The 10,930-nt window shown below is 61.9% G+C and carries 8 protein-coding genes and 1 pseudogene; 4 read left to right on the top strand and 5 right to left on the bottom strand.

Features of this window, described 5'->3' with window-relative positions:
• Window positions 1-96: 96 nt before the first annotated feature.
• The gene (locus tag C0617_RS07560; RefSeq protein ID WP_291316413.1) at window positions 97-780 is read right to left on the bottom strand and encodes a response regulator; all 684 of its coding nucleotides are present in this window, start codon (window positions 778-780) and stop codon (window positions 97-99) included.
• Window positions 777-2,411: a sensor histidine kinase gene (locus C0617_RS07565; protein ID WP_291316414.1), complete on the bottom strand. Its 1,635-nt coding sequence runs from the start codon at window positions 2,409-2,411 to the stop codon at window positions 777-779. The genes C0617_RS07560 and C0617_RS07565 overlap by 4 nt, the downstream gene beginning before the upstream one ends.
• A 200-nt stretch (window positions 2,412-2,611) precedes the next feature.
• Here C0617_RS07565 and C0617_RS07570 point away from each other — a divergent pair.
• Window positions 2,612-3,673, top strand: a pseudogene (locus tag C0617_RS07570) (low specificity L-threonine aldolase).
• A 380-nt stretch (window positions 3,674-4,053) separates the two neighbouring features.
• Here the strand turns inward: C0617_RS07570 and C0617_RS07575 are convergent.
• Together C0617_RS07575 and C0617_RS07580 are read right to left on the bottom strand one after the other, a co-directional pair.
• On the bottom strand, window positions 4,054-5,238 hold the full coding sequence (locus C0617_RS07575) for an ATP-binding protein (protein WP_291316415.1): 1,185 nt from the start codon (window positions 5,236-5,238) through the stop codon (window positions 4,054-4,056).
• A gap of 39 nt (window positions 5,239-5,277) precedes the next feature.
• Window positions 5,278-6,759, bottom strand: coding sequence for a B12-binding domain-containing radical SAM protein (locus C0617_RS07580; RefSeq protein ID WP_291316416.1), 1,482 nt, complete (start codon window positions 6,757-6,759; stop codon window positions 5,278-5,280).
• A gap of 353 nt (window positions 6,760-7,112) precedes the next feature.
• Between C0617_RS07580 and C0617_RS07585 the strand changes: the two genes are divergently transcribed.
• Entirely contained in the window at window positions 7,113-7,811 is a 699-nt protein-coding gene (locus C0617_RS07585) for a hypothetical protein (RefSeq protein WP_291316417.1), read from the top strand.
• Window positions 7,812-7,884: 73 nt separating this feature from the next.
• Here the strand turns inward: C0617_RS07585 and C0617_RS07590 are convergent, their stop codons facing one another.
• The gene (locus C0617_RS07590; protein ID WP_291316418.1) at window positions 7,885-8,109 is read right to left on the bottom strand and encodes a DUF3820 family protein; all 225 of its coding nucleotides are present in this window, start codon (window positions 8,107-8,109) and stop codon (window positions 7,885-7,887) included.
• 210 nt (window positions 8,110-8,319) lie between these two features.
• Here C0617_RS07590 and C0617_RS07595 point away from each other — a divergent pair, with 210 nt between their 5' ends.
• Together C0617_RS07595 and C0617_RS07600 are read left to right on the top strand one after the other, a co-directional pair.
• The gene (locus C0617_RS07595; RefSeq protein WP_291316419.1) at window positions 8,320-9,228 is read left to right on the top strand and encodes an RluA family pseudouridine synthase; all 909 of its coding nucleotides are present in this window, start codon (window positions 8,320-8,322) and stop codon (window positions 9,226-9,228) included.
• A 142-nt stretch (window positions 9,229-9,370) separates the two neighbouring features.
• The coding region (locus C0617_RS07600) for a PAS domain-containing protein (RefSeq protein ID WP_291316420.1) at window positions 9,371-10,930 on the top strand (1,560 nt) is incomplete at its 3' end.

Consider the following 10,930-nt stretch of genomic DNA (forward strand, 5'->3'; position numbering starts at 1 on the left):
GTCGAAAGCCAGGTCAGCGAGGGATAATAATTCTCAGGAGGGCCTGAGGGCAGGCTTCCCTTTTCCTGCCACCCGCCGGCGCAACCTCATAATCCCCTACTTGCGTGAATACCTCCGCTCGGGCCGGCCGACGGTGCCGTAGACGACGTCGGCGCGCAGGCACCCCGTCGATACCAGGAACTCCAGGTAGCGGCGCGCCGTGGAGCGGCTGGCCCCGATGCGCTCGGCGACCTCTTCGGCGCCGGCGCCCTCCGCAAAGGCGTCCTCGAAGACCTTGACGACCTTTTTCAGGGTCAGCGGGTCGATCCCCTTCGGGGCCTGCGACGTGTCCCCGGAGCCCGCGGCGGCCGGGTGCAGCAGCTTGTCGACATCGGACTGCTCGAGGGTGTCGCGCCCCTCGAGTTGGCCGCGGTGCTCGCGGAACTTGCGCAGGGAATCTTCGAAGCGCCCGAAGACCACAGGCTTGATGATGTAGTCGAAGGCGCCTCCGCGCATCGCCTCCTGCAGGGCCGAGACCTCCTTGGCGGCGGTGATCAGGATCAGGTCGACCTGGCGTCCCTGGGACCGCAGTTTCCAGAGCAGGTCCATGCCGCTCCCCTCTGGGAAGAAGAGGTCGAGCAGGACCAGGTCGGGCTCGAGGACCTCCGCCATCTCCTGCGCCTCGGGGAGGGTGTTGGCGATGCCCACGGTCTCGAACCCCTCCACCTTTTCGGTGAATCGCCGGTGCAGTTCGGAGATCCTCGGGTCGTCCTCGACGATCAGCACCCGTATCGTTTTCATTCCTCGTCCGCCTTTCCCTTGGGGATCATCACGGTAAAGAGGGCGCCCCCCAGTTCCCCGCCGGAGACGGTGACCTCGCCCCCGAGCTCTTCGAGGGCATTTGCGACCAGGTAGAGCCCGACGCCCCTTTTTCCCGCCCCCTTGGTCGAGACCCCCTTTGCGAAAATTCTGTCGGCTATCTCGGGGTCGACTCCCCGGCCCGAGTCCTCGACTTCGAAAATCAGGTCGTCGCCGATGTCGGTCATCGACAGCTTGAGGCTCCCCTGGGGGTTGGCGCTGTCGCGAATCGCCTCGAGGGCGTTGTCAATCAGATTGCCCAGGATGGTGACTATTTTTTCCTGGCCGATCCGGGAGGGGATGTCCCGCATGCTGCTCTGCCGGTCGATGTCGAAGGCGATCTTCAGCTCCCGGGCGCGGTTGTACTTGCCGATGATCAGGCCGGAGACCACCGGGTGGGGGACCGCTTCGCCCAGCAGCTGGATCAGCTCCTGGTGTCCCGAGGACTCGGTGAGGATCAGCTCCAGCGCCTCGGTGTAGGCCTCGAGCTGAAGAAGCCCGGCGATGGTGTGCAGCTTGTTGGAGTATTCGTGGGCCTGGACCCGGAGCATTTCGGTGTATTCCCGGGTCTGGGCCAGTTCCCTTGCGAGCCGCTCGAGCTCGTCCTTGCGCCGGAAACTGGCGACGATCCCCATGACCTGCTCCTGGTGAAAGACCGGCACCATGTTGAAGACCATCTCCTTGCCGCCGACGACCAGCTCCCGGTCGTATTCTTCCGCTCCCGTTTTCAGCAGCCTTTCCATGTCGGCGCCGGGGAGGATCTCCTCGACCGGCCGGCCGACCACCGGCAGGGCCGGGTCAAGCCCGGTGTAATTCAGGGCCGCCCTGTTGGCAAGGCGGACGGCGCCCTCGCCGTCGATGGCGACGACCCCCTCCCGGATCGATTCCAGAATGGCGCCGCGCTCCTGGTAGAGGGAGGCGATCTCGGCCGGTTCCAGGCCCAGGATCGCCCTTTTGAAGTATTTTGCGATCAGCACCGCGCTGAGCAGCCCGATGAGGATCATCATGAAGACGAAGACCCGCGGCTCCCTCTGTTGTGCGCGGACCGTCTTTTCCACGTCTTCGGTCAGGTAGCCGACGGCGACGAAGCCGGCGACGGCGCCGCTTTCGCCGCGCACCGGAACGATCCCCCGCAGGGAGGGACCGAGGGTGCCGACCGCCCTCGAAACGTAGGCCTTCCCCTCCCGGAGGGCCGGTCCGATATCGCCTCCGACGAAAAACCTGCCGATCTTTGCCGGGTCGGGGTGGGAGAGGCGCCTGCCGGTCCTGTCTCCGACCACCACGAATTCGGCGCCCGTGTTCCCGCGGATCGCCTCGGCGATCTCCTGGACGATGCCCGCCGGGTCGCCTCCCTCCACCGCCCGCCGGACCTCGGGCATGGCGGAGACCGTTCCGGCGATGTCGAGGGCCCGTCTGCCGATCTGCACCGTCAGGATGTTGCCGACCAGGCTGGCGAAGATGATCCCGCTGACGACGATCTGAACCAGGACCACCGCCGAGACCAGGAGGATCATCTGGCTCTGGATGGTTCGGGGCAGGCAGGAGGAGAGCGTCTTGCGAATCCGGGAGGCCATTGTTCCGCTCCGACAGAGGGTTGCGGTCTCGAAAGGGGCGAAAGGTCCTGTCCTAATTATAAACGTTAACCCTCCCCTTGGTGGGACGGAGCCCCCTTTTGAGCTTGGGACGTCTTTCCGGATCGCGGAAAAGATTCACCGCGCCTGTCGTTTCCCTGTAATATAAGGGTATTCAGGCCGGCCCGGGTGGCCGGGAAAGGATGGAATCGACCATGTCCAGCACCCCAGAGAAGATCCAGTTCGCGAGCGACAACTACGCCGGCATCTGCGACGAGGCCTGGCAGGCCCTCGAGGAGGTCCGGCACGGCTACGCTCGGGCCTACGGCGACGACGAGTGGACGGCCCGGGCCTGCGACCTGCTGCGGGAGTTCTTCGAGACCGACTGCCAGGTCTTCTTCGTCTTCAACGGCACCGCCGCAAACTCCCTGGCCCTCTCCTCGCTGTGCCGTTCCTACCACAGCATCGTCTGCCACGAGATGGCCCACGTGGAGACCGACGAATGCGGCGCCGCCGAGTTCTTCTCCAACGGCACCAAGATCCTCCTCGTCCCCGGCGAAGACGGCCGGGTCGATCTGGAGGCGGTGGAGCACACGGTACACCGCCGCAGCGACATCCACTACTCCAAGCCGCAAGTCCTGAGCCTGACCCAGGCCACCGAGCTGGGCACTGTTTACGACCCGGCGCAGCTCGGCGCGGCGGGCGAACTGGCCCGGAGCCTCGGGCTGCGCGTTCACATGGACGGCGCCCGCTTCGCCAACGCCGTCGCCTCCCTCGGCGTCGCCCCCCGGAAACTCTCCTGGGAGGCCGGGGTCGACGTGCTCACCTTCGGCGGCACCAAGTGCGGCATGCCCGTCGGCGAGGCGGTCGTCTTCTTCGACCCCTAGCTGGCCCGCGAGTTCGACTACCGCTGCAAGCAGGCCGGCCAGCTCGCCAGCAAGATGCGCTTTCTCGCCGCTCCCTGGATCGGCATGCTCGAGGGGGGCGCCCTGCTGCGCCACGCCGCCCACGCCAACCGCTGCGCCCGCAAACTGGAGCAGGGGATGAAGGGGATTGCCGGGGTGAAGATCGTTCATCCCGTGCAGGCCAACGGCGTCTTCGTCCAGATGGCCCCGGCGGCCATCGACGCTCTTCAGGCGCGGGGCTGGCACTTCTATACATTCATCGGTTCGGGACACGCCCGCTTCATGTGCTCCTGGAACACTGCCGAGGAGGAGATCGCCGCCCTGGTCGCCGATCTGCGGGGGGTCTGCGCCGGGGATTGAGTGGCCCTGGCCTGATCGGTCGTTTTTAGATGCGTGGAACCGTCGGGTCCCGGCCCGACAGCCGGCCTGCTTATTCTTTGTATCGCAAAGAAAAGTAGGCAAAAGAAACTCAAGGGGGAAAGCTTGATCTGATGAAGATCACAACCCTGAATAGCAAGAGCCTCTAGGTCTCAATGACTTAGAGGCTCTTGCTTTACTTGCCTATATTACAATTGGTACCAGGCGTGTAACTGGCGCCTTTTTTGTTCTGAAAATCCCCAGAAGATTCAGGATCGATTTGTAACACGACTTGTGGGATATTGTTTCAGGGAGAGCATGCCCGTCCTGTAAATCGTGACATCCGGGAAACTCTAATTTCAAATGGCTCCTCACGGGGAACTTTACAAGATGTCTTCTGCTGCGATCGGCAGAGTGAAATGAAAGGTGCTCCCCTCGCCAAGCTTGCTCTCAACCCAGATGTGTCCGCCATGACCTTCCACCAGCAACCTGCAGATATACAGACCTAAACCGACGCCGCTGGAAGTTTGGTGGCCTTTGACCTGAAAAAACCGCTTGAAGATCCGAGAACAATCCTCAGGAACGATCCCTTTTCCCTGATCGATGACAGATATGACGATTTCACAGCCCATCTTCCGGGCCTCGATAATCACTTTGCTCTCGGCCGGCGAGAACTTGAGGGCGTTGCTGACAAGATTCAGCAATATGCGCTCCAGCCGTGCAGGGTCTGCCGAAACGGCCGGCAGCCCCCGGGGAATTCGTGTCACCAACCGATTTAAAGTTATGGCCTTTTGGGTTTTTTGCAGGAGAGGCCAAACAAAGCTGTCCAGGTCGATCGGTTCTTGCTCCAGAGAGACCTGCCCGCCTTCAATGCGCGAGGTGTCCAGAAGATCCTCAATCATGGCGTTCATTTTTTCCGCGCCGTTCAGTATCTCTTCTACGTTCAGCACAACGCCGCCCTTGACTTTGCCCTGTCGAAACGCTTCCTTTAGCATCTCAGCATGCCCCTGGATTACCGTGAGCGGTCCACGAAGATCGTGCGCTACGGTATGGTGAAAGGCGAGATTGTGTTCCAGGAGTTCCTGCTGGTCGGTGACATCGGTGATGACCCCCACTATCCCGTCAAAATGCCCATCGGCATCGAAGAGTGGCGCGGCATTGGTGGACGTCACGATCCTCTCACCATCGGGCCTCTCGATAACCAGTTTCATGCCATAGACAGCCTTGGTTTCCTGCAGAACCCTTTTGAAGGGAGTCTCATCATTGGGAAGGGGGGCGCCCGTTATCGTGGAGAACTTCCATTCGGTTTGGTCAAAGGTTCGTTGGAGGATCAGTTCATGTGAAACCCCCAGGATTCTCTCGGCAGCGGGATTGGCATACGTATACCTCCCCGTCTTGTCCAGTGTAACAACTCCGTCGGTGGTGGTTTCCAGAATCCTTTTAAATTGGCCATCCCGGACATTCTTTGGCAGGACTTCTCCTGGTTTCCCCGGATTTTGACCCACTAAGCACCTCGCATTCTCAAGGAAGGACTGGCCTGCAAAAGTTCCCGGGCCGATCTGTCTCAACGCCTTCTCCGCCGCTCCTGACAACGAACAGGGGAGCTTTCATTTCAAAATATACCGCTTGCAGATGGTTCGGAAATGGTAGCCGTAAATCGCGAGGGTTACGGCCTGGGCAAACAAGTGGGGGCGATTGAAAAGGGTCCAGAGCATTGTCTTCCAGAAATAAAGCCGCTCCTTGCCCAGAATCCCCAAGCGATAAAGGGAATGGAACAGCGCCATCTTGTAGTGAAAGCTCAATGCGGATTGAACCCTGGGCGGACGGTATTCCTGCAGAAAGCCCTTGACCCGTCGGTAATAGTTTTTGGGCGAGTAAATATTCCGCAGGATATTTTTATACCCCTCCTGCAAGGCTTCATGGCTCATGGCCGGGATGATATTGGTTGCAATGCTGACGTTGTCCCCTGTCGCATCAGAGATCAGGCGCCCTTCCCGTTTCAGGCGTTCGTAAAGCCTCGTCCCGGGAAGCGCCTGAAGCAGGCCGACCATCGCCGTGACGATGCTGCTCTCCTGAATAAAATCGATCTGCCTCTGAAAAATGTCGGGGGTGTCGCTGTCGAAGCCGACAATGAATCCGCCCTGCACCTGCAATCCCGCCCGCTGAAGCCGCTTGACATCCTCAACGAGATTTCGGTCCTGGTTGTGCGCCTTGCCCGATTCGGCAAGGCTGGCCTCGTTGGGCGTTTCGATGCCGATAAAGACCGTGTCAAACCCGGCATCGACCATCATGTCAATCAGTTGCTCGTCGTCAGCCAGATTGATGGAGGCCTCGGTGTAGAAAGAAAGCCTCCTTCTGTTCTTCTGCCACTCGGCAAGGGCGGGCAAAAGATCCTGCTTGAGATGCTTTTTGTTGCCGATGAAGTTGTCGTCCACAAAGAAGACGCTTCCCCGCCACCCCTGGTTGTAGAGGCTGTCGAGTTCGGCAAGGATCTGGGCGGTGCTCTTGGTGCGGGGATGGTGACCGAAGAGCGCCGTCACGTTGCAGAATTCGCAATGGAAAGGGCAGCCCCGCGAATACTGCAGACTCATGGCGGCATAGCGCCGCATGTCCGCCAGTTCCCACAAAGGAACGGGCGATGTCTGGAGATCGGCGAATTCGGAAGTCGCATAGACGCGCCCGGCCTTTCCTTGTGCCAAATCGGCCAGAAACAGGGGGAGGGTCAGTTCCCCCTCGTTCAGCACGAAATGATCGACCTCCTCGAACTGCTCATGTTCGGCCGTAAAAAGCGGCCCTCCGGCAATGATCCGGACCCCGGCTTTTCTGCACCGGTCAATGACCTGACGGGTCGCCTCCCTTTGCACCAGCATGGCGCTGACAAACACCGCGTCAGCCCACTGCAGGTCCTTCGCGGCAAGCTTGGTGACGTTCAGGTCGACCAGGCGCTTGCCCCAATCCGGGGGCAGCATCGCCGCAATCGTAAGAAGCCCCAGCGGCGGCGAGGAGGCTTTTTTGTGGGCCAACTTCAGCGCGTGTTTAAAGCTCCAGAAGGTGTCCGGAAACTCAGGATAGATAAAAAGGATGTTCATTTGTCCACGCTCCAAGCATATCGCTAACAATATCAAAGAGCATGGGGGTTTCAATTTTCAGCGGCTTTAATTCCGATGGTTTGCCTAGGACTGATTTGTGGGCAAACAGTTGAAGGGCAACGTGTCCTGCAGATGGCAACGCTCGTGGGTGCAATGGAACCGGTCCGGAAGCGCTGCCGAATCCGATGGCGGTTGGGTTCCGATGCGTTCCGATGTTTTTGGATATTGGCAACGTGGCTGAAAACTTTCCACATGGTCAACTGACATCTCGTTGAACAAAGCGGGCAGCCGGGATTTGTTATAATCAGACGGCGTTACGCATAAAAAACCATCGACAAGAGGGAGGTCTGCCGGTGAACGACGAAACTCCGAACGTCCAACCCCCGCCGCAGGGGGCGCGCCTCGGCGGGCTGAAGATCGTCGCCATCGTCGTGGTCGCCACGGTGATCGCGACCCTGGCCGCGGTGTGGGCCGTCACGACCTATCTCTTCCCCTCCGAATTCAAGCCGGTGACCCTGAGCGCGAAGGAAGAGAGGACTCTCGACGCCAAGCTGGAGCGCCTCGACTCCTTTGAAAAGGGGCCTTCCTCCCGCCGGGAGCCGCCGCAGTCTGCCGGGGAGGCGCCCCTGGAGCCGGAGGCCTACAGCGAGGAGGGGGCGGACCGGGAGATCGTCCTGAGCGAGAAGGAACTCAACGCCCTGCTGGCGAAGAACACCGACCTGGCGACGAAGCTGGCCATCGACCTCGCCGACGACCTGGACAGCGCCAAGCTGCTCGTCCCCCTCGACGAGGAGTTCCCCTTTCTCGGCGGCAAGACCCTCAAGGTGACGGCGGGCCTCCAGCTCGCCTACGCCGAGGGCAGGCCGGTCGTCGCCCTGAGGGGGGTCAGCGTCTGGGGCGTTCCCCTGCCCAACGCCTGGCTGGGCAACCTGAAGAACGTGGACCTGGTGAAGGAGTTCGGCGGCGGGGAGGGGTTCTGGAGCGCCTTCGCCGCGGGCATCGACGAGATCGCGATCGAGGAGGGGAGCCTGCGGGTCAGGCTCAAGGAATAGGGCGACAGCAAAAGGTGTTTTTCGAGTTGGAGACCGGCTGCCTTGCATCGAGGGGAGCCGGTCTTTTTTGTTCTCAGCGCAGGGGATCGAAGAGGAACTCCAGGCCGTTGACCTTGATTTCGTAGACCGCCCGCAGCATCCTGCCGAGCCTCCCCTCGGGAAAGCCCTGTTGAGCGAACCAGACGACGTAGGTCTCGGGCAGGTCGATCAGCAGCATTCCCTGGTGCTTGCCGAAGGGCATGCGCATCCCGGCCAGTTCGAGCAGGGCCTTGTGGTCATACGAGGGGAGGGGTTCCATCGGATCGTCTGGCGAAAACGGGGACATCGGTTTTCCCTTCAGCGGAGGTTCAGGATGGAAAGGTGAAGCGGGGTCTTCGGAGTCGATGCTTTATACCTGCCACCCGACGGTTTTGCAAGATTGTATGTGGGTCAGGAAGTCTGTTTGTCTCGCCTGGCCCCTTTTTCTTCCCCCTTGCCCTATCTGCCGCCAGGCGGTATCCTTCCATCCATGATTACATTATCCGTTGAATCTTCGGAGACCGCCCTGTCCGCCCTGGAGTTTCTCCAGCGCCGCATCCCCGCGGCCCCCAAGGCCTACCTGCGCCAACTGTTGAAGAAGGGGAAGGTGCTCGGAGCCGGGGGCCGCCTCGACGAGGGGGACCGCCTCTGTTCCGGCGACGAGGTCCGGCTGCCGGACAGCGGCCGGCTTCGCGAACTGCTCGGCGCCCCGACGGCTGCCGCGCCGGGGGTGGCCGTTCTTTTCGAGAGCCGGGAGATCCTCGTCGCGGACAAGCCCGCCGGGGTGGCGGTCCACGCCAGCGCCGGTCACGAGGAGGACAACCTCACCGCCAGGGTCGAGGCGCTCCTTGCCGTGCGCGGCGAGCGCTACAGCGTCGCCCCGGTCCACCGCCTCGACCTCGAGACCTCGGGGCCGATCCTGTTCGGGAAGGGGAAGAAGGCCTGCGGGGAGCTGGGCAAGGTCTTCATGCGCCAGGAGGTGGAGAAGGCTTACCTGGCCCTCGCCTCGGGGCGGACCCCCGGCAGCGGCGTGTTGTGTTCGAAGGTTCCCTCGAAGGGAATGAGCAAGGAGGCCATGACGGCCTTCAAGGCCCTGGCCCGCGTCGAGGCCGCCTCCCTGCTCGAGCTGAGCCTGTACACGGGGCGCCAGCACCAGATCCGCCGCCAACTGGCCGACCTCGGCCATCCCGTCTTCGGGGACCGCCGCTACGGCGGTCCCTGCCCCCCGGAGCTGCCGCGCCTCTTCCTCCACTGCCGGCGCCTCGCCTTCGCAGACCCCTTCAGCGGCGCTTCGCTGGCCGTGGAGAGCCCCCTGCCGGACGATCTCGCCGGCTTTCTGCCGACCTGCGGCATCGAGCCGCCCCCTGTGCCGGGGTCACGCAGTCCTCGCCAAGGTTGAATAAACAGCCATCTGACGCATAATGGTTCTGTCTTCCCATGGCTTTATGTGCTTTCCCTCTGTGCATCGATTTTGTCCAGCGATGGCCGGAGGCCGACGGCGGTCAGGAACAGGGAAGGCTGACTTGTCCGGGGAATGAACCATGAGTCTTTTGGTGCGGGCCAGGTATCGCCGGGTATTCGCCTTGCTGTTGCTTGGGGCGTGGATCGCCCTGTGCTTCCCGGGGCCGGCTGCGGCAGCTGGGGAGCCGAAAAAGGTCCTGATCCTGCACTCCTATCACCACGGCTTTCCCTGGACAGAGGGGATCATGGCTGGGATGCAGAAGGTCTTCTCCGAAGCCGGCGACCCTCCCCAGCTCCACGTCGAATATCTCGACGCCAAGCGTTACCACGACACCGAATACCTCGACCACGTGCTTGAGGGGGTTTTCGACCACAAGCTGGCCGGCCGTCGCTTCGACCTCGTTCTTCTCTACGACAACGACGCTTTCAACTACGTTCTCAAGCACCGGCATGACCTCTTCGCCGGCACCCCGATCGTGTTCTGCGGGGTCAACGGTTACCGGCCGGCGGATCCGGCGGCGGGGGGGATGACCGGGGTCGATGACAGCCCTTCCTTTGCCGAGACAATCGAACTGGCCCTGCGCCTGCACCCCGGGGCCGAGGAGTTCGTCTTTATCGGCAGCACCGACAACGTGCCCGGTCGCCTGTTCCGCCGGGCCCTGGAGGCGCTCGCGCCCCGTTTTCCGGTTCGGTTCCAGTTCTGGGACGATTTGCCGGCAGAAGAGATCGAAGAGCGCCTGGGGCGTCTTCCCGCCAACCGACTGATTTCCATCTATGGCTTCGTCCGGGACCGGAGCGGAAGGATTCTTCCCTTTGCCGAGAGCTGCCGGCGCATCCGGGAAGCTTCTTCGGCTCCCCTCTACGGGTTCTGGGACTTTTTCCTCGGCCAGGGGGCGGTGGGGGGCAAGGTGGTCAGCTCCGAGCGCCAGGGGCGGTTGGCGGCCGGATTGGCGCTGCGCGTTCTGGCGGGAGAGGACCCGGACGCCATTCCGGTGATCCGCTCCGGGGCGAACGTCTATATGTTCGATTACCCCGAACTGCAGCGGTTCGGCATCTCCCCCGAATCCCTGCCCCCGGGAAGTCTCGTTCTCAACCGGCCTCCGCCGTTCTATTCCGTGAACAAGGAGTACCTCTGGGCGGGGCTGGGCATCATGACCGGCCTGCTCGGTCTGTCGCTGGCCCTCGCCTGGACGCTTCGCCTGCACCGGCAGGTGGAACAAAAGCTGCGGGATAACGCTCGCCTGGTGCAGACCCTTCTCGACGCCATCCCCTTGTCCGTCTACTACATGGATGTCCAGGGCCGTTACCTCGGCTGCAACAGCGCCAGCGAAGAGTTTATCGGTCGTTCTCGCGATGAAGTCATCGGCCGCACCTCTGAAGATTTGTTCCCCCCGGATATGGCCGAGCAGTATCGTACGGCCGATGCGGAACTCTTTCGGACACGGCAGATCCAGATTGTTGAAAACAAGTTTGTCGGTGCCGACGGGCGTGATCGCGACCTTCAGTTCCATAAAGCCCCGTTTTTCGACAGCAGAGGGAATGTCGAAGGGCTGGTCGGAACCATTCTCGATATCACCGAGCGCAAACAGGCCGAGCAGGAGATCGAGAGCCTGGCCCGCTTCCCCCAGGAGAACAACAAC

It is taken from the genome of Desulfuromonas sp. (assembly GCF_002868845.1).
In the GTDB taxonomy this organism is placed as follows: Bacteria; Desulfobacterota; Desulfuromonadia; order Desulfuromonadales; family BM501; genus BM501.

What these genes read in the sequence shown, in the direction of transcription:
- C0617_RS07560 (WP_291316413.1), bottom strand. Translation starts at nt 780, where the DNA reads ATGAAAACGATACGGGTGCTGATCGTCGAGGACGACCCGAGGATCTCC.
- C0617_RS07565 (WP_291316414.1), bottom strand. Translation starts at nt 2,411, where the DNA reads ATGGCCTCCCGGATTCGCAAGACGCTCTCCTCCTGCCTGCCCCGAACC.
- C0617_RS07580 (WP_291316416.1), bottom strand. Translation starts at nt 6,759, where the DNA reads ATGAACATCCTTTTTATCTATCCTGAGTTTCCGGACACCTTCTGGAGC.
- C0617_RS07590 (WP_291316418.1), bottom strand. Translation starts at nt 8,109, where the DNA reads ATGGAACCCCTCCCCTCGTATGACCACAAGGCCCTGCTCGAACTGGCC.
- C0617_RS07595 (WP_291316419.1), top strand. Translation starts at nt 8,320, where the DNA reads ATGATTACATTATCCGTTGAATCTTCGGAGACCGCCCTGTCCGCCCTG.